This window comes from Neosynechococcus sphagnicola sy1 (assembly GCF_000775285.1).
Lineage (GTDB): Bacteria > Cyanobacteriota > Cyanobacteriia > Neosynechococcales > Neosynechococcaceae > Neosynechococcus > Neosynechococcus sphagnicola.
The window spans coordinates 38016-56063 of record NZ_JJML01000002.1 but is presented as its reverse complement, the minus strand read 5'-3'; the positions used below and the strand labels follow the sequence as shown (position 1 = coordinate 56063).

General features: G+C 52.7%; 16 protein-coding genes and 3 pseudogenes. 4 read left to right on the top strand and 15 right to left on the bottom strand.

Annotated elements, in window-relative coordinates; genetic code table 11:
• Positions 1–18: 18 nt before the first annotated feature.
• From hpnJ to DO97_RS00885, 13 genes and pseudogenes are all read right to left on the bottom strand, one after another.
• Positions 19–1482 (bottom strand): hopanoid biosynthesis associated radical SAM protein HpnJ, encoded by a 1464-nt coding sequence (hpnJ, locus tag DO97_RS00940; RefSeq protein WP_036530460.1) that lies wholly within the window; start codon positions 1480–1482, stop codon positions 19–21.
• Positions 1483–1574: 92 nt separating this feature from the next.
• A complete protein-coding gene (hpnI, locus tag DO97_RS00935; RefSeq protein WP_036530629.1) occupies positions 1575–2723 on the bottom strand; it encodes a bacteriohopanetetrol glucosamine biosynthesis glycosyltransferase HpnI in 1149 nt (382 codons plus the stop codon).
• A 229-nt stretch (positions 2724–2952) separates the two neighbouring features.
• Positions 2953–3861 carry a succinate--CoA ligase subunit alpha gene (locus DO97_RS00930; RefSeq protein ID WP_036530457.1) on the bottom strand — a complete coding sequence of 303 codons (909 nt, stop codon included), beginning with the start codon at positions 3859–3861 and terminating at the stop codon, positions 2953–2955.
• 27 nt (positions 3862–3888) lie between these two features.
• Positions 3889–5106, bottom strand: a pseudogene (locus DO97_RS30535) (ATP-grasp domain-containing protein).
• 97 nt (positions 5107–5203) lie between these two features.
• Positions 5204–6139, bottom strand: a complete 936-nt coding sequence (locus DO97_RS00920; protein WP_036530455.1) for an SDR family oxidoreductase — start codon at positions 6137–6139, stop codon at positions 5204–5206.
• Between the two features lie 15 nt (positions 6140–6154).
• Positions 6155–6382, bottom strand: a complete 228-nt coding sequence (locus DO97_RS00915) for a hypothetical protein (protein ID WP_036530453.1) — start codon at positions 6380–6382, stop codon at positions 6155–6157.
• 50 nt (positions 6383–6432) lie between these two features.
• Positions 6433–7185: a PRC-barrel domain-containing protein gene (locus DO97_RS20400; protein ID WP_052128212.1), complete on the bottom strand. Its 753-nt coding sequence runs from the start codon at positions 7183–7185 to the stop codon at positions 6433–6435.
• A 121-nt stretch (positions 7186–7306) separates the two neighbouring features.
• A complete protein-coding gene (locus DO97_RS29970) occupies positions 7307–7474 on the bottom strand; it encodes a DUF6887 family protein (RefSeq protein WP_420805839.1) in 168 nt (55 codons plus the stop codon).
• A 121-nt stretch (positions 7475–7595) separates the two neighbouring features.
• Positions 7596–8546, bottom strand: a complete 951-nt coding sequence (locus DO97_RS00905) for an AraC family transcriptional regulator (protein WP_156120376.1) — start codon at positions 8544–8546, stop codon at positions 7596–7598.
• Positions 8547–8755: 209 nt separating this feature from the next.
• Entirely contained in the window at positions 8756–9550 is a 795-nt protein-coding gene (locus DO97_RS00900) for a hypothetical protein (protein ID WP_036530451.1), read from the bottom strand.
• A gap of 179 nt (positions 9551–9729) precedes the next feature.
• Positions 9730–10779: a cysteine hydrolase family protein gene (locus DO97_RS00895; protein ID WP_036530450.1), complete on the bottom strand. Its 1050-nt coding sequence runs from the start codon at positions 10777–10779 to the stop codon at positions 9730–9732.
• A 74-nt stretch (positions 10780–10853) separates the two neighbouring features.
• A complete protein-coding gene (locus tag DO97_RS00890) occupies positions 10854–12701 on the bottom strand; it encodes a hypothetical protein (protein ID WP_239651337.1) in 1848 nt (615 codons plus the stop codon).
• An 83-nt stretch (positions 12702–12784) separates the two neighbouring features.
• Positions 12785–13600: a protein phosphatase 2C domain-containing protein gene (locus DO97_RS00885; RefSeq protein WP_036530445.1), complete on the bottom strand. Its 816-nt coding sequence runs from the start codon at positions 13598–13600 to the stop codon at positions 12785–12787.
• Positions 13601–13677: 77 nt separating this feature from the next.
• Between DO97_RS00885 and DO97_RS00880 the strand changes: the two are divergent.
• Positions 13678–14368 (top strand): annotated as a pseudogene (locus tag DO97_RS00880) (NUDIX hydrolase).
• A 183-nt stretch (positions 14369–14551) separates the two neighbouring features.
• Positions 14552–14881 carry a hypothetical protein gene (locus DO97_RS00875; RefSeq protein WP_036530623.1) on the top strand — a complete coding sequence of 110 codons (330 nt, stop codon included), beginning with the start codon at positions 14552–14554 and terminating at the stop codon, positions 14879–14881.
• A 73-nt stretch (positions 14882–14954) separates the two neighbouring features.
• Here DO97_RS00875 and cysH read toward each other — a convergent pair whose 3' ends face one another.
• Positions 14955–15686, bottom strand: a complete 732-nt coding sequence (cysH, locus tag DO97_RS00870) for a phosphoadenosine phosphosulfate reductase (protein ID WP_036530442.1) — start codon at positions 15684–15686, stop codon at positions 14955–14957.
• Positions 15687–15835: 149 nt separating this feature from the next.
• On the opposite strand from cysH, the gene DO97_RS00865 reads away from it, so the two are divergent.
• Together DO97_RS00865 and DO97_RS30530 are read left to right on the top strand one after the other, a co-directional pair.
• A complete protein-coding gene (locus tag DO97_RS00865; RefSeq protein WP_036530440.1) occupies positions 15836–16111 on the top strand; it encodes a glutaredoxin family protein in 276 nt (91 codons plus the stop codon).
• A 29-nt stretch (positions 16112–16140) separates the two neighbouring features.
• Positions 16141–17654, top strand: a pseudogene (locus tag DO97_RS30530) (UDP-N-acetylmuramoyl-L-alanyl-D-glutamate--2,6-diaminopimelate ligase).
• Positions 17655–17728: 74 nt separating this feature from the next.
• Here DO97_RS30530 and trxA read toward each other — a convergent pair.
• Complete coding sequence (trxA, locus tag DO97_RS00855; protein WP_036530438.1) at positions 17729–18046, bottom strand: thioredoxin; 318 nt, start codon at positions 18044–18046, stop codon at positions 17729–17731.
• Between the last annotated feature and the right edge of the window lie 2 nt (positions 18047–18048).

Genomic DNA, 18048 nt, shown 5'->3' with positions numbered 1-18048 from the left:
CCTGAAAACCTTTAACCTTTAAGTCCCAACAATCGGGCTGGCTTGCGACTTCGTCACCCCTGCTTGCACCCGACGTTCTTTCAGGTAAGAGAAAAATTCCACCCCTTCCCTCATCCGCCGCACCAGCACCCGGCGATCCACCACCATCTCCTGCAGGATGGACAGGATTTTTTGCGGACGGAAGTAAAATTGACGATACATTCTTTCTACCGCATCTTCGATCTCAGCACTGGAAATGTCTGGGTATTGCAGGGTAGAAGTTTGAATGCCTGAATTGGCAACCAGAGCATCACTGGCAAACCATTTGTTGGCCTTGGCTTGTTCATAAAGCTCTGTGCCGGGATAGGGAGCCGCAATGGAGACTTGAATGGTATGGGGGTTGATTTCACGGGCAAACCGAATCGTTTCTTCCACGGTCTCCTGGGTTTCAATGGGTAACCCTAAAATAAAGGTGCCATGAACAATAATCCCCAGTTTGCGACAGTTCCTCATAAATTCCCGGGCTCCTTCCAATTTGATGCCCTTTTTAATCCGGTTCAAAATCTCCTGGTTCCCCGACTCAAAACCAACAAGTAACAGCCGCAGACCATTGTCCCGGAGCTGCTTCAGAGTGTCGTAGTCTAAATTGGCGCGGGCATTACAACTCCAGGTGAGCTTTAGCCGCTTCATGTGTTCACTGATGGCGATCGCCCGCTGGCGGTTAATGGTAAAAGTATCGTCATCAAACATATATTCCCGCACCGTATCCCCAAAGAGGGCTTTGGCTTCTTCCATCTCACGGCCAACCACCTCGGGACTCTTGGTACGGTAAAGATGCCCACCGATGGTCTGGGGCCAGAGACAAAAGGTACATTTTGCAGGGCAACCCCGTCCGGTGTAGAAAGAGACGTAGGGGTGTTGTAGGTAGCCATTGAAATACTTGGTGACATCTAAATCACGGGCATACACGGGCAAGACGCTCGGCATCGAATCCCAGTCGTGGATGAGTTCTCGGTCTTCCGTATGACAAATATTCTGATGCGGGTCGCGGTAACTCAGTCCCTTGATTTGATCCCAGGGCTTCCCCTCCGCCAGCTCTTTGCAGGTGTAGTCAAACTCATGGCGACAGGCAAAATCAATCACCGGATTCTCCCTCAGGGTTTGCTCCGGTAAGACCGCCACGTGTGCCCCAACAAAGCCAACCTTGACATTGCGATTTTGGGATTTGAGTGCCTCAGCGATTTTCACATCATTGGGAAGCGAGGGTGTACTGGTATGCAAGATCACTAACTCGTAATCTTTGGCAATCTTCAAAACGTCCTCAAAGGTTTGGCCGTGGGGGGGGGCATCGACTAGCTTGCTACCGGGTACCAGGGCAGCGGGCTGAGCTAACCAGGTGGGATACCAGAAGGAAGTAACCTCCCGCTTGGTTTGGTATCGGGCACCGGCCCCACCGTCAAAACCATCAAACGAGGGAGGGCTAAGGAACAGAGTCTTTTGCACAGAATGTCTCTCCATAAAGCTAGCGAAGGATTTTAGCAGAATTTAATGATGGTGTTTTAGATGGGTATTGCCTGCTAGAGTACCACCCTCGATCAAATCTCCCAAGGCTCTAATTTACCGTTTCTCAGCAATCTCATGCGGCGGCCACGCCATTGGATCGAGTTTCCAGCAAAGCCATAGCACCAGAAACCAAAACTAATTAAATCCCTGAGAGGCACCAGCCATAGTAATTGTTTTGCGGCACGATCCTGAAGGAACATCGCCCCAATGATCCAAGCCATTGCCAATCTTGTCAACCAAGTAATACTCAGCCCAATCACGCCCAATCTGGTTTCCCAGGTCATGATCAGGAATAAAAAACTAGTAGCAATTCCATGGGTAAAGATCAGCCCTAGATATCCCCAGGGTCGAGAAACTCGGGTACAAAAAGCCCATCGGATTTGGCGGTGAAACAAGTCGGTGAGGCTCTCGGTGGTAATCACATGCTCAATGATGTAATCGGAGAGTACGACCTTATAGCCTGCTTGGGCAGGTAAGTAACCCAGTTGAAAATCGTCCGCCAGAAAGTCAGCGATCGCGGCGAACCCCCCAATAGCTTCTAAGGCAGCGCGGCGAATGGCGATGGTTGGCCCCAGGGCAAAGGTCATTCCCTGCAAGCGATTCGCTACTAAAACCCCGGCCAGGTAATCTGTTGAGATGCCAAGAGCCTCGAGATTTGCCACCCACCCTCGTGTCAGTGGCCTAAATAAACAAGTGACAACTCCTACAGCTGGGTCCCGCAGCGGCTGGATCACGCGCCTGAGATAGTCAGATCCTACGCGAACGTCGCTGTCTGCCAGCAGCAAAATGGCGTGTTTCGCCTGAGGCTCTGCATTCGCCAGGTTGCTGACTTTAAAGTTGGTGCCAATGATACGGTCACTAATTACGAGCTGAATATCAAGGTCTGGAAAATCCTGAATCAGTTGCTGGACAATGGTCACACAAGGATCTTGGGCATTGTGAACCCCAAAGATAATTTGATAGTCAGGGTAGTCCTGTCTACAAAAGGAAGCAAAGTTTTCGTAAGTATCATTATCGAGACCACAGATCGGCTTGAGAACCGTAATCGGCGGATGGTAGTCAGGTTCTGGCTGGATGGGATGGTAAAAAAAGGTTAGTGCTGCATAGATCCCATAGCAGTAGTACCAAGTTGCTGGCAGACATAAAGCGATTAACAAGCTATAAGACCAGACATCATTCAAGGTGATAGGAAGTATCTGTACAGAATTCACATTCAAGTTATTTGCATCAACACGATTGAGAATTAGAACCCTGCCTAACAACGCAACTTGTCAACCCAAGAGCAGCAAATCGAGAAGATAGTGCCGATAAACTCCTGACGATGGAGGAGCTTGAGACGTGAATGGTAGTCAGCTAGTGGCGGAGGGTAGCCATGGAGACAGCTTAGGGTCATGGGGGGTGAGAAAACCATCAGTGTTGTAACGCCTGCTGCAATAGCACCGGGATCTGGGAAGGACGTTCAGCAACGGGGACTTGAGCCTCTTTAAACGCCGCAATTTTACTCTCTGCCGTCCCCAGGTGGGTGTGATAAGCAATAATTTCTCGCGTCGCCGACAATTGTGAGGCAATGATAGCTCCGGCATGGCCAGTGGGTTTGCCTCGGGGGGCTGCCCGACCAGCAACGTAGGCAACTACAGGCTTATCAATGACTTCGGCAATGTATTGGGCAGCAGCTTCTTCACTGTCACCCCCAATTTCTCCAATCAGAACAATGGCTTCGGTGGTCTCATCTTCATCCAAGATTTGAAGCCACTGTGCAAAGGACGCACCCACGATCGCATCACTGCCAATCCCAACAGCGATGGACTGACCCAAGCCTGCTTGGGTGAGTTCCATGGCGACTTCATAGGTGAGGGTGCCGCTGCGACTCACTAGACCAATATTGCCGGGGGTATAAACTTCTGCGGGATGAATGCCCAATAACACCTGCCCCGGTACAATGACCCCCGGACAGTTAGGCCCTACCACTAGGGTTTCGCTGGCCTCTGCTTTTTGCAGCAGTTTCACCATATCGAGGGGCGGCATCCCTTCGGTGATGATAATAATCTGACGAATGCCGTTGGCGATCGCCTCTAGGGCGGCATCTAACACCCGATAGGGATGGACAAAAATCAGGGTGGCATCGACCTCCCCAACCTGGGTCAGCACCTGTTCGACCAAATCCAACACGGGGATTCCTGCCAACACCTGACCACCAAATCCAGGACTGACCCCGGCGACAACTCGGGTGCCATAGGCTTGCATCAACGGCACCGCCGCCGCTGCCAAGGGTTCTGTAATGCCCTGAATCAGGACTCTGGTATCAGCTGTGAAATTCATACACCATGTTCCTAGAGCGGTTGGGGTCTAATCGATCTCAGTCAATGCCACCGCCTTAGCCACGGCATCATCAAGACTCTCTACCAAGGTCACGAGGGTCTGATTCAGATGCTGCCGTGCAGCAGTGGCCTGATCATTAACCAGCCGCACCACCAAGGGAATTCGGCGTCGCCCTTGGGTCTCTTGCAGGTGTAAATAGTTGACAACAATTTCCGCCACGCGATCGCAGGCAATAAAGCTGCCAAAAATGTTGACCAGGATCACCTTCACAGTCACATCCTGGCTCATTAAGGTCAGACCGCTTTCCAGCGTGTGGTAGATAAAAGTAGCTGACTCTTCACTGGCAACGGTAGGGGTTGAAGCGGGCGGATAGTAGTGGGAGGTTTCACCCCCTAAATTGAGGAAACTAGCGGGGCTGCCACCCTGGAGCTGGATTAAATCCAGGGTGGTCATCGTTAACCCAGCACCGTTACAGATGACACCAATATTACCCTCCAGCTCAATCAAGGGGGGGGTCATCAGTGGCCGTCACCCGGCGGGAAACTGTCAGTTGGGCTTTGGTTTCTTTATCCACAACTCGGTTGGCAATCGTCAGCGCCATCTCAACCAGATCGGCGTGGCGCACGAGGGCGTTGTCATTGACGGTAATCTTGCCATCCAGCGCCATCACTTCCCCACTGGCACGAATGCCCAAAGGGTTGATCTCAACTAAATCTAAGTCCTTTTGAATAAACAGGTCATACATCTTTTCAACGATGGCACTGACGGCTTGAATCAGCTGGCCTTGCAGTCCCATCTTGACGGCTAATTTCCGGGCATAGAAGGGAGAGAAATCCTGATCAACCACCACTTGCTGGATCTGCTCCAAAGCAGCTTCTACATAGATGCCCCCTTGTTGGGAACCCAACAGCAGGGGACGGCGCACAGAACGATCGAGGACAACGGCCAGATAAAATTCTTGAACTGCATCGTACTTAGATTCTGCCAGCAGTACCTGGGGGTACTCCCCCATAATCGGCAGGTTAAAAATTGTTTGGGCGGCTGCCACGGCATCAATCGTATTCCCAACAATTTTGACACCGCCTGCTTTGCCCCGCCCCCCATGCGAACCTGGGACTTGAGGACGACCGGATAGGGAATTTCTAGCCCTTTTAAATCTTTGGGGGAATCAATCCGTTGTGAGGGCAGGACAGGAATCCCCGTCTCGCGAAATAATTGCTTGGCCTGGTACTCTAGCAAGTCCATGAAGATGAAGAGGAGAGATAAATCACAGGGAGTTAGCAGGGGCAGCGAGTCGATCCGCTAGACAGCAGCATCCGGTAGTAGTCTAGCAGCAAAACCTTTAACGGACTGTTATTCTAGGCAACGATCCAAGACGATTTTTCCAATCTCGCTCAACCAAATCAATGCCATAGAAGCGCTGCCAAAATCCGTCAACCATTTTAGTGGGGAGCAACTTGGTCATTAGGAACAACAACACACGACCTCCCGTGGCGGCAAGATAGCGGGGGCGAGGCACTGGATCAGTAAGAGCCTTGAGAATCACGGCGACAACTTGCTCAGAACTCCAAGCGCGATCGCCCACCCGCTGCTCAAGGGTCTCGATCTGGGCAAAGGCGGCTCGGTAGGGAGTCTTTTGGGGGTCTGGAATCGTTTGCTCAACCCCTTGGGTTGCGACCTGAAAGAAATTGGTCTGCACAGGCCCCGGTTCAATCACACTCACCTGAATATTAAACGGACTTAGTTCCATCCTTAGGGTGTCACTGAGCCCCTCAAGGGCAAATTTTGAGGCGCTGTATAAGCCCCCAAAGGGAAACGCCAAACGACCGGCAATGGAACTAATATTGAGAATCCGCCCTCCGCCCTGTTGACGCATGGTGGGAATCAGCGCCTGAATTAAGCCCACCACGCCTAAAACATTGACCGCAAATTGGTGTTGCGCTGCTGCAATCGGTACCAATTCAACTGGTCCCATTTGACCATAGCCAGCATTATTGACCAGGGAATCCACCCGTCCAAAGTGGGCGATCGCAGTGGTGGCAAGGGTCTGTACCTGCTCCGGTGCAGCCATATCCGTCGGCACCACCAGAATCTCGGCTCCGAGTTGGCGGTACTGGGTCGCCAGTTGTTCTAAGGTGACCGCCGTGCGAGCGGCCAAAACCAGCCGGATACCGGGGTAGCGAGTTGCCAAGCTTTGTGCCAGTGCAGCCCCAATACCGGAAGAGGCACCCGTAATTAAGATCACCTGTTGGGCAAGGGGAGGAAGGGGGTTCGGCATGGGGAGGGGATAGTTCTAAATCCAGGGTTCGTCATCGTCTTCCTCCACAGTAGCGGGATTTAGAGCTGGAGATGGAATTTCCTCTGAGGGTGCCTGCAGCGGCAGATGACTGGCGGGTGCGTTTTGAACCTCGTCCCAATCCCCATCGTCCTCCTCCATAGTCATGGGATTTAGAACTGGAGATGGGATGATCTCTTCTGGGTGCTCCAGCGGCGGCGGGCTAGTCACGGGGGGGGGGTACATCGCCCCAATCCTCATCGTCGTCAAGGTCAGTCAATGGGTCAGTCAATGGGTCAGCCAATGGATGAGGAGGGGGAGGCGGGTCTTGGATCAACTCCACCCAGGTTTGTCCTTGGGCCTGCACGTTTTGAACCAGGGATTGGGCTGTTTCCTGAAACTGCTCCCCCAGGATCTCTACCCGCTTCTTGGCCTGGGTTGCCAGGTTTTTTTGCCTGTTGACCGAGGGATTTTAACTCTTGCACCGCCTGGCCGTAATCTTCTTGCAGGGAAGTTTTGAAGTTTGTCAGGGAGTGTTCTACGCCGCCTCGGTAGAGGGCTAAGGATTTAGCGGTGGTAGCAGTGATCAACGTGCGTTTGTTGCCAAAGCTCAAAATCTGCCCCGGTGGCAACTGATAGACATCACGACTCACCCCGCCCCAGCGACTGACCACGAGTAAATATTGACTGATGGCTCCGGTTTGCAAGTTAAACAGACAATCAGTAATGTTGCCGACGCGATCGCCGCCATTACTCCAAACCTCATGGCCAATCAGGGATTCTAATTGCTTGACCCGACTCAAATCCGTTTCTTCAGGCTGGGAACGGGTGAAAATGCCACTACTCCCCCAAGCATCAAGTTGAGCCAGCTTAAACACCAGCTTTTTAGGGCCAATCAAGCCGGATTTACAAATAAATCCCAACACCCGATGGGACTGGGGGTACATCCAGAGCAGTTCAATCCGTCCCAGTGCCTCCATGGTGTTGCGGTCTAGTACCAACTGATGCAATAGTTCACTCTGTCGAACCACGGTGGGGCGAGTTGTCATCGTTTCTGTTCTATCGACTCAAATCAGTAGGGGTAGACAAGATAGGCAAACCCGGCAGTGGCTTTAGATCGTCCCCAGCGTTTAACGCTTAGAAACCCAGATCACCATTGGAGCCTGATGGTTACATTTGTCGCAAAACGGCTGCTTGGATCTTGGCATAGAAATCAGGATCATCTACCGTCGTCATAACTTTATGCGGACAATTTTCGATCCGACCTAGATACTGTCGAAAAGCTTTCTTATCCTCACGATATCCGAGGAAGTGTTGCTTTGAATCTTCATCTGACATTGCAGTTTAGTTAACTTGACTCGTCAGAACATCTCCTAATTCGGTGTAATCTAAAACGCTAGATCTTTCAGTATCTCCAGCCAAAATATACCGCATGTGAGTGAGAACCACTAAAGGTAGGCTAGAAGCTGATCCGATGGTCAAACTCCGATTCTGGGAGTCGTCTACTTAAGACCCCATCTCCCAAAGCCTTGTGGTCGTGGCGGTAGCGCTTGGGAGTCATTCCAGTTTGGTGCTGAAACAGTTTAGTAAAGTGGCTATGGCTGGGAAACCCACATTGCAGCGCCACGTCCGCGATCGCGATCTGGTCGTCCTGGAGCAATTGTTTGGCACGCTCAATTCGTCGTTGGATGACATATTGGTGGGGAGACACCCCGATGGATTGTTTGAACAAGCGAGCAAAATAGTAGGGACTAATCTGAGCGATCGCCGCCAGTTCATCCAAACTCAAATCCTCGGCCAGATGGGCGTGGACATGATCCATCACCTGTTGCAGGCAGTACTCAGGCAAGCCATCCCCATGTTGCCGCAATGTCGGCGGCAGCAGCATGTATCGGCGGAGGAGATGGGCAACAAGGGCAGTGGCCAGAGATTCGGCATAAAAGCGGTTCATCAACCCATTGGTTTCTAATTCGGTTTTCAAAACCTGTCCTATCTGCTGTATCAGTGGATCGCGCACTTGGGGCTTCTGGAGCAACCTCGCCTGATCGGGACTGAGAGACGCAGCGCTCAGGCGCTGGAAAAAATCGGGATGGATATAAAGATTAATAAACTCAGCGACCTGATCCCAACGGGATTGAATCAGGCTGCCAGCGGTATAGATACTGATATCCCCTGCAGTCAGCTGAAGATCATGACAGTTGCCGCTCAAGTTGAGAAGCATGTTCACGGGCTTACCCAGGTGAACCTGAATCAGATGGGCAAGCGCAAAGTATTGGGGGGTTTCCCACGGCGGGTGGAGATAATGGGCGACTTGAATGCTGCGCCATGCCGCTGTCTGACTGATTAAAAGTGGCTGGCGCGAGTACACCAAGTCAGAGATATCGCGTGTCTTTTCTGGATCAACAAACATGATCAATCTTGGACACTGGAATTTTATGTGACGACGCTCTCCCCATGATAAAAAGTTTTCTAAAAATTTACCCAGTCTTTAGCTATATTGCTATCAATATCCGTAAATTAACGGATGACGAAAACTCGAATTAATACATCAGGGAGTGCAAGCAATCCTGATGTATCAACTCGGTTCAACCGTTGAGCGGTGGGATCGGGCAGCCATTGCTAGGGATTGCCAAAACCGCCCATCGCTGACTGACTGAAATTGGCTGCACTTTGGCTGGCTCGAACCGCAGACTGGGAAAAGACCTGAAAGGCTTTGCGGATGTCTGCCTGATTGTTGCCGGGGGTGAGCATCCACTGATCACGAATGCCCATGTCACTGAACACCTGGCGAAAATCAGTGTAACTGTCATCAATGCCCATGGCCGCAATGATGTGATTTTCACTCCGCAGCATATCTTGCACCAGGGTCTTCACCGTTTTCGCCGTGGCACGGGTTGAACCAGCGTCCGCTCCATCGGTAATCAACAGCGTCACCGTGCGGACAGGTACCCCATTGTCTGCAAACTCCTGGGACTTGGCGAGGACAGTACCCAGCAACACCACCATTTGGTCATAGAGGGGGGTGCCCAGGTTGGGGTCGTAGTTTTTGTTATCCATCCGCACCGCCTGACTGAGGGAGCAGTAGGGATAGAGAATCCGACCATTGAGGTAGCGGTTGTGAATCAGAATCGCATCTTTCTGGTTGGAAGTTCGGAGGGCATCCAGCACCGTATTGTGTCCAGCTCGGACAGCCGCAGCATTGTTGCCAAACCGGATCGAACCTGAATCGTCAGGCATCACCGTCACCAGCACCACCTCACTGGCGGTGACATCATCGACGGGTACTCCCAACGCTGCCTGAATCTGGATGCCGATATCCAGCACATCAAGGGCTTGCAGAGATGCGGTCGATAAAATGCCATCATCACAAGCGGTTTGAAACAGGGTATTCACATTCGGCGTGTTGTAGCTCATTTATATGCTCCTTTGTGGGGAAAAATTGGATTTTTGCAGTCCCAGAGATCAACCTGAAGGCTAAGCCCTGGAAAGCATCACACCCATGAAATTGAGAGACTGGTATGCACAGCTGAGAAACGGGAGTTGTCCATCGGTTCAGGACCCCATGGGCCTGATCAACCGGGGTGAGAATCGGTTCACAAGTTAATTCCAGGCCAGGTTTCAATCGGATCAATCGATCGCACCACATGCATGCCCGCAGCTTTGAAGCGTTGGAACGCGTCATCAGCTTGGGTCGTAAAGTCGATCACCCCTGGAACGACAACGGGGGAGGTGCAATCCTCCAGCAGATAGACCTTCTTCACCAAGCTGGGGTCTTGCGCTAGAATTTCCGTCAACAGATCGTCAATTGTCCAGGCCACACAGTGGCTCTTGGCTTGGCCGCCAATGATCACAGCATCATAGTCCAGCAGTTTTTGAATAAACCGGGTATTCTTCTGGGCGATCGCCTGCCCATTGGCGCCTTCTAAGACTTCGGGACGCAAGACCGAGTAGTTTTCCGTCAGGGGATTGCCGCCTTTAATTTCAAAATAGGTCTGGCTATTGCGAGCCAGGCTATGAAAGAACATTGCTTCCTCTACTGCCGACACTAAGGCATGACCAATCCCCCCCAGCATGGCGTGGTAGGGCCAGACAATCAGGGGATACTTCCCATCGTTACTGAGTTTTTGCACATAGTGGAGGGCGTGGTTTTGCAATGCCAGGTAATTGCCTTTCCCCAGGCTAAAGGCAACGGCAGGGTTGACTTTCCAACGGCCTTGTTGCACATCGGCCAGGGTAATCGTGGTCGCAGCCGGAATTGGATGTTCCCCGGCATCATTGATCCAGAACACCGGATGGAAGATCTGCATCGCCGTGTGGGTATCCATGGTCGGGGCGATCGCGGTGAGGATGCCTAGGTTGCGATAGATAAACTCACACAGGCGGATATTATCTTCCACCGCTCCCATCCCCGATCGTCCGGCAACAAACAGTTCAAACTTGGGAATGCAGAAGGTATTCTGGACATCGATGGCCATGAGACAAATACGAAACCTGTCCTTGGCGGCGGGTTGTAGATGCCATTGTTTGGCCCAAGCTTCGGCATCCGCAGCACGGTCTTGATAGAGCACCCGCCAGACATCGCTGACTTTTTGGGTATCAAAGTGGGCAGGCAGGGGGAGTTGTTGGGTGGTTTGGGTGGTCATGGTGAGACTCCTAGAGAAAAAGTAGAGGGGATCAAAACAATGGCTGGCTCGGTGACGCGCTCACCGTGGCTCAATTAAGGGGAAGACTTTGCCAGCTTCAGGAACTGGATCTGGCGACGATTGACGATATACAAACCTTGGGAGGTGGCAAACAGCTGGGAACTACTGTCCACAAAGGGTTCGGTATCAGGAAACTCCTTGGTACAGGTCAGTTGGCCCTGGTGGAGTTCAACCCGCACAATTCCCTGGTCGGTGGCGGCCAGCAGAAAGTTATCAACGGCACATTTCCCTTGGAGGGTGGTCAGCCAGGATTGATCACCGCCGGGTTCAGCGGCGATCGCCCCTAGGAGGACACCATCGCGACCAATGACGGTACAGCGGTGAATTTGCTTGCCCTGTTCCTGAGTCGCCGTCAGCACCCAACAGTAGCGATCGCTGAAGGTGCAGGTAACCTCCATCAGTTGACCCTGCCAGCGGGGAAGTTGTACCCGGTCATTCAAGCCCTGCTGCTGCCGATCAAACACAAAGGCAACCCTCAGGTTTGCCGCCTGGTAGAAACCAAAGCCAAACTGGGATCCCATCCAGAAACGGGTTTGTCCCGTCAGCACATCCCCGATGTAATGGGGGCCGAGGTGCCCATTCCGGAGAAGTTGGCCGTTGTTAATCCAGTAAGCGTGATCTTGATTAACGGCTAAGCTATGGGCAAGACCGCAGCGCTCGACCGTGATCCCAGGCAGCACCCCTTGGGAGGTTAGGGCTACCACCTGCCCCTGCTGACCCACCCAGGTTTTGGCCCCTTGGAGCCAAAACTGTAACTGGGGATTCAAGTCCCCTGTCAGCACTGCTTGGTCGGTTTCCCGCCGGAAAGCCCCCCGGTCATGGAACAGCCAGCACAACTGCTCCCCCGAGAGCGCAGCTTGCAGAATCACCCCCTGGGTGACAAAGACCTGGGTCGCCACCACGGTTCCCCGCACCCGAGTCATTTCCTTAACCGTCCCCGGAGCCATCTGGGCACAGTTGGGGCAGCACGGGCGGGCGTATTCCAGTCCACAGGTGGGGCATTGGTTCCAGTGCAGATTGTCTAGCAGCGATCGCGGAAACTGACCCCGAAGATTGTGCTCGAACACCTGATGGAAATGGTGCAGCAGCCCATCCGGTAAACAATGGTAGGGCAGCGCTGGCTTGGGGTACTTCACCTGTGGATGGAAGATGGTAATTCGATGCAGCGGACGGAGATCGTGGGGGAGGCGCTGCGCTGGGTCTTTGGGCTGATAGACACCACCGTAGGGATGGACAAACAGCAAACACTGCATCAACATCACTGTGAAGGCATACCAATCGGAATCCGGGGTGTGGGGTGCCTGCAGGATCAGTTGATGGGCGGGGGCATCACACAGCAGTGGGTCAACAAATCGGGCGGTGAACACCCGAGCCAGAAACTTGCCAAATTGGAAGGAGTCGGCATCAATCAGGTGTGCCTGGTGGCCTAAGACCAGCACATTCAGGTCATTAAAATCCCCAATCACCACCTGGGCTTGGTGCAATTGAGCCACGGTTTGATACAGATCCTGAAAGATCTGCACCACGGTTTGTTGCGGAATTCCAGTTTGACGAAAGCCGCGATCGCCATACCTCAGCAGCACTTCGGTTCCTCGCAAAAAGGGCATGGTGTACCCCAGAATCTGTCCCTGTTGATCTGTTGCCAAGGCTTCGGGGCGTACCACCCGATCAGGAAGCTGAGCCGGGAACTGCCGCAGTTTTTGCTGGTGTTCCCGCAGGCGATCGCAGGCCGCTTGTTGTTCCAGGGGAGATCCCTGGTAGTCGGGGTGGCTGGGGGACTTGAAAACCTTCAGGGCTTTCCCACCGCCAATGTCATAGACATCGGCTTCTCCCCCCTTGCCGATCGCCTTCTGGGGCTTCAATTTGATGCACCTGCGGTTGACATACACTTCCATGGCGATCGCCTCGGTATCTATCCCAAACAGTCAAATCTGAACCCGAAATCTCAACTTGGGCAGCGTTTGATCACAATCAACGTGGTATCGTCTGGCAGCAATCCTGGTTGTTTTTCCAGCTGCTGCGATCGCGGATTCAGGCGCACCACCTCCCGGTTAATCAGGGTTAATCTGCGGCGCAAGCAATCGGGATTACTGAAATAACGGTCTTCTTGCCAAAACTGATCAATCGGCTGCACGAATTCCTGTTTCCCAGGCAAGCACTGGTGACCAATCTGCATCAACTCACTGACCCCATCGGTGCCAATGAGGAGAGTCTGGAGTTCTGGGGTGGGCAAGGGCGAATGCAACTGAAACTCAGTATTGACAGCCCCCGAGGCTAGCAAACCATAGGCCAGATAGGGGGGGGCATTGTCCGGGAAGGGACCCAGTTCCTGGATTTGACTGTTGAGGATGATCACTCCATCGCCAATGGAGAAGATCCACGTAGTGGTGGGGGTGATCACGGTGCCTGCAAGGGTGAATAAGAAATAATCCAGCACCGTTTGGACAAAATCTCCCCCGAGGGCGATCGCCCACTGTTGGAGTTGCCCTAAGATCTCCTGGCGGATCTGCTGCCAGAAGCCCGCAGTGTTGAGATCCATTGCAGCACCGATCAGCGATCGCCGGATGGTTTCCACCACCAAACGAGCCCCGATCTTGGCTCCCACTTCGCTGTGGGGACGACTGCCACAACCATCGCAGACCACTGCAATCAAGGAGTGGGAATCACGCCAAAGATAGTAGGCATCCTGGTTGTTTTTGTTGATCCACTGATGATCTCGGCCCGTAATTGAGCCCGCCGCCACTGTAAACAGTCCTTGCATTGCTCTATAGTGTTATCGGTACACTTAATATAAGTGTTTGATTTACACTATGTCAAGCTTCTGACGGAAAATTGCCCATGTCCCATACCTACGAATACCCCAGACCCGCCCTCACAGTGGATTGCGTGGTATTTGGCCTGGATGCCTCTGACTTAAAGATCCTGTTGATCCAGCGCCGACTCCCCCCCTTTGTTGGTGATTGGGCACTTCCTGGTGGGTTTGTCCACTTGAATGAATCTCTAGAAGAGGCTGCATTGCGGGAATTACGGGAAGAAACGGGGATTGAGCAGGTGTTCCTGGAGCAGCTTTATACCTTTGGTCGTGTCGATCGCGACCCTCGCGATCGGGTGGTCACCGTTACTTACTACGCCCTCGTCAACTTAGATGCCTATCGTATTCAGGCGGCAACGGATGCCCAGGATGTTGCCTGGTTCTCAGTGGCACAGTTGCCAACCCTAGCCTTCGACCATGATCAGATTGTGGCAGTGGCGCTAGGACGGTTACAGGGTAAACTCCGCTATGAGCCGATCGGCTTTGAACTATTGCCGAAGAAGTTCACGCTGACTCAACTGCAAAAACTCTATGAGACGGTGCTGGGTCAAGGGTTAGATAAACGCAATTTCCGCAAAAAAAATTCTGAATATGCAACTGCTGGTGGAACTGGATGAAGTCCAGCAAGATGTGGCGCATCGGGCAGCCCGCTTGTATCGGTTCGATGAAGTTAAATACCGACAACTCAAAGAAACGGGCTTTAACTTTGAAGTCTGAAGAATCAGAGACTCCTCCACCAGCCCTCTGCTATTGCCTTTCACCTACTTCTTCGAGATTGGAAAGGCCTATGAAATCGGTTTGCTATTGAGTTTCAAGGCAGATTTCCAGTTTAATGTCATTGCTTCGTTTCCCTGCCCCGCCCCCCTATGTGTTGACGATGGTTCCAGGAGCACCTGCCCTATGACTGAACCGATCCCACCGATTTCTCTGCCCCCGACCCTGCACCCTGAGCAGGAAGGAGAGTGGCTCCGCACTCATCTCCTCGCCTGGCTTGATCAAGAATTTCTTCCCGAACCCGTGAATCAGCAAATTGCCCAACGGGCGGCCCAGGTATTTGTTCGCCAGCGCATGGAAGGAGAAAACGATGTGGGGTCGCTACTCGTGGCAATTTTAACGGAGATGAAAGCCTTTGACTTTTCTCAAAGCTTTTATAGCGAATTTGCGGTTGCGAACGCAGTCAGTGATTTATTGCTAGCGAGTCTGGGCATCGATCGCTGTTGTGGACAGTAAGCTGAAAAAAAGCCCCCCCGAGCGATCGCCAGGAGGGCAGTAAAAGTAAGGTGTCAGTCAACAGAATCCAGCCTCAAAGATGAATACCACACTCGGTTTTGCCAGTGCCCCGCCAGCGCCCCGCCCGCTCATCTTCGCCATCCTCAACGGCAGTGGTAATGGGTTCATCCCCAATGCTGGCATAGCCTTGGTCATGGAGGGGATTGTAAATTACACTGTGTTCAAAAACATAGATCCAGGATTGTTTCCGTGTCCAAGCTGCTAGGGGATTAACCTTCAAGCGTTGGTGGGTGTCCAGTTCAAAGATCGGCATCTCCCCACGGGTAACGGCTTGATCTCGCCGCCGTCCCGTAATCCAGGCAACGGCTCCCAGATCTGCCAAGCCCCGTTGCAACGGTTCAACCTTGGTCAGGTGGTGAAATTGTTGGATATCCGTATCCCAAAGTGCTTCCCCATAGCGGGCGGCAAAGGCAGCTCGGGAGGTCACCTCCGGCACTTGGTAAACCCTGAGATCGAGATCGTAGCGTTTTTGAGCCTTGGCAACTAATTCCAGGGTTTGGGGAAAGTGATGGAGGGTATCCAGAAACAGCACCGGGACAGGCTTGCTTGGACGTAATTCCCGATACAGCAGATCCGTAATCACCATGTCATCCACATTAAAGGCGCTGGTTTGCACCAACCGTGCCGAGAGGTGCTGTACACACCACCCCAGAATTTCCTGGGGAAGGGCATCGGCAAACTGTTGGTTTAGTTGATCCAGATCAAATGTAGAGACACGAAACGGAGCTACGGGAGTATAGGTCATAGCAGGTTTTGCGGTAAGGTTGCTACAGGTTGAGGCGTATATTCATCATTGTAGGATAAAGACCCGTAATCCGACCGAGGAATGAGGCTTTATACCGTATAAATACTACGAACCCATGACATAAGAGGGGCAACGAGGAACGGTCAGCCATGCAATTGATTCTTTATAGCAAGCCTGGGTGTCATCTGTGTGAGGGGCTGCAAGCGAAGCTAGAGCAGCTTCAGGGCTGGGATTTCCAGTTGGAGATTCGGGATATTACCTCTCGGGAGGATTGGTTTCAGGCTTACCAGTATGAGATTCCGGTTCTTTGCCACCTCGACGATTCCGGAACCCTGAACGCCCTCCCCCGTCTATCTCCTCGAGCCAGTGTCTCCCAGCTAGAAAAACTGTTACAAAAACATCTGGCTCCCCTGTCGGCAGAATAATCCAGCCCCTGTGACGGTCAACTCCGATGATGAAACTGCGCGCGTTACTGTCTGTCCTCCCAGAAGGCTTGTCCAATCTGGAACATCCAGCCTTAGAGGTGGAGGTTACGGGACTCAAAACCAATTCCCTGGCCTGTAAACCAGGGGATCTGTTTATTGGGATGCCCGGAACCCGAGTCGATGGGGGGGATTTTTGGTCAGGGGCGATCGCCGCGGGGGCGATCGCAGCGCTTGTGTCTCCGGCTGCCTATGAGAAATATCCCCCTGGCTCAGGGGCTGCTGCGCCCTGTGTCCTGCCCGTAGCAGATATTGTTCAAGCCTGTGCCCAACTGGCCGTTTGCTTCTATGACCATCCGGGGCAGCAATTGCAATTGGTGGGGGTGACGGGCACCAATGGTAAAACCACGACCACCCATCTGATTGAGTTTTTTCTCAATCAATCCTCCCAGACCGCTGCTCTGCTGGGAACCCTCTATACCCGTTGGCCGGGGTTTCAACAGACCGCGCAACACACCACACCGTTTGCCGTTGACCTTCAAGCTCAACTTGCGGCAGCGCGGGCGGCGGGTTGTCAGTGGGGGGTCATGGAAGTCAGCTCCCATGCCTTGGCCCAGGGCCGGGTCTTAGGGTGTCCCTTTGAGGTGGCAGTGTTCACCAACCTAACCCAGGATCACTTAGATTTTCATCGCGATATGAAGGACTACTTTGCCGCCAAGGCTGCGTTGTTTCATCCCCCCGTATCTACGGGGGCGTGCCGTCATCAATGGCGATGATCCCTATGGGCAGCAACTGATGGCTCAATTAGATCCAGATCAGGTCTGGACCTATAGAACCCGCAGCCCGGAGGCGGATCTCTGGGCAGATCAATTGACCTACAGTGCTATTGGCATCGAAGGAGTGTTGCATACGCCCCAGGGTGAGGCGGCGTTTCATGCCCCCCGTAGTGGGGCAATATAACCTGGAGAACCTGCTGGCAGCGGTGGGGGCGGTGTTGCACCTGGGTCTGGATTTAGACACTGTCGTTCGGGTGCTGCCTCAATTTCCTGGAGTTCCTGGTCGCATGGAGTGTGTGCAAATTGATCCTGATCAGGACATCAGTGTGATTGTAGATTATGCCCACACCCCCGACAGTTTAGAAAATTTACTGCGGGCAGCTCGTCCCTTTGTTCAGCGGCAGTTGATCTGTGTGTTTGGTTGTGGCGGCGATCGCGATCGCACGAAACGACCCCAAATGGGAGCCATTGCTGCCCAACTCGCCGATCAGGTGATTGTCACCTCCGATAATCCCCGCACGGAAGTTCCAGAGCGGATCTTGGAGGATATTCTCGCGGGTATTCCATCCACCATCACGCCAACGGTTTTCAGCGATCGCGCCCAAGCCATTGCCACCGCCATCCGCAATGCCCAACCCGGAGATAGTGTCTTGATTGCTGGGAAGGGTCACGAAGACTATCAAATTCTGGGGACAGAAAAAATTCACTTTGATGACCGGGAACAGGCCAAAACTGCCCTAGCAGAGCGTCTCCTGCGCGATCGCGAATAACTAAATAGATTGGCTCCAGAAATCAGCTGACTTTAACCAGAAGAGTTTTTCAGTTTTTATGAGGGACGAAACCGTCACAGGAGGGAGTGTAAACGTTGAATCAAGGGTTCTGCTGTCATCATGCCTTCAATGCGTTCCACGGGTTGCCCCTGTTTGAACAGCACCAGAGTTGGCAATACTTGCACCTGATACTGGGAGGCCAATTGGGGGTAGTTTTCAGTGTTGATTTTCACCACCCTGAGTCGATCTTTAAGCCGGGTTCCCACCTGTTCTAGAATCGGAGCCATCATCTGGCATGGCCCACACCAAGGGGCATAGAAGTCGACCAACAAGGGTAGATCCGAGCCTGTGAGCATTTCTGGAAAACTGGTGAATTGCTTTTTGACGGCCATAG

What these genes read in the sequence shown, in the direction of transcription:
- DO97_RS00930 (WP_036530457.1), bottom strand. Translation starts at nt 3,861, where the DNA reads ATGAATTTCACAGCTGATACCAGAGTCCTGATTCAGGGCATTACAGAA.
- DO97_RS00920 (WP_036530455.1), bottom strand. Translation starts at nt 6,139, where the DNA reads ATGCCGAACCCCCTTCCTCCCCTTGCCCAACAGGTGATCTTAATTACG.
- DO97_RS00915 (WP_036530453.1), bottom strand. Translation starts at nt 6,382, where the DNA reads ATGTACCCCCCCCCCGTGACTAGCCCGCCGCCGCTGGAGCACCCAGAA.
- DO97_RS20400 (WP_052128212.1), bottom strand. Translation starts at nt 7,185, where the DNA reads ATGACAACTCGCCCCACCGTGGTTCGACAGAGTGAACTATTGCATCAG.
- DO97_RS29970 (WP_420805839.1), bottom strand. Translation starts at nt 7,474, where the DNA reads ATGTCAGATGAAGATTCAAAGCAACACTTCCTCGGATATCGTGAGGAT.
- DO97_RS00905 (WP_156120376.1), bottom strand. Translation starts at nt 8,546, where the DNA reads ATGTTTGTTGATCCAGAAAAGACACGCGATATCTCTGACTTGGTGTAC.
- DO97_RS00900 (WP_036530451.1), bottom strand. Translation starts at nt 9,550, where the DNA reads ATGAGCTACAACACGCCGAATGTGAATACCCTGTTTCAAACCGCTTGT.
- DO97_RS00895 (WP_036530450.1), bottom strand. Translation starts at nt 10,779, where the DNA reads ATGACCACCCAAACCACCCAACAACTCCCCCTGCCTGCCCACTTTGAT.
- DO97_RS00885 (WP_036530445.1), bottom strand. Translation starts at nt 13,600, where the DNA reads ATGCAAGGACTGTTTACAGTGGCGGCGGGCTCAATTACGGGCCGAGAT.
- DO97_RS00875 (WP_036530623.1), top strand. Translation starts at nt 14,552, where the DNA reads ATGACTGAACCGATCCCACCGATTTCTCTGCCCCCGACCCTGCACCCT.
- cysH (WP_036530442.1), bottom strand. Translation starts at nt 15,686, where the DNA reads ATGACCTATACTCCCGTAGCTCCGTTTCGTGTCTCTACATTTGATCTG.
- DO97_RS00865 (WP_036530440.1), top strand. Translation starts at nt 15,836, where the DNA reads ATGCAATTGATTCTTTATAGCAAGCCTGGGTGTCATCTGTGTGAGGGG.
- trxA (WP_036530438.1), bottom strand. Translation starts at nt 18,046, where the DNA reads ATGGCCGTCAAAAAGCAATTCACCAGTTTTCCAGAAATGCTCACAGGC.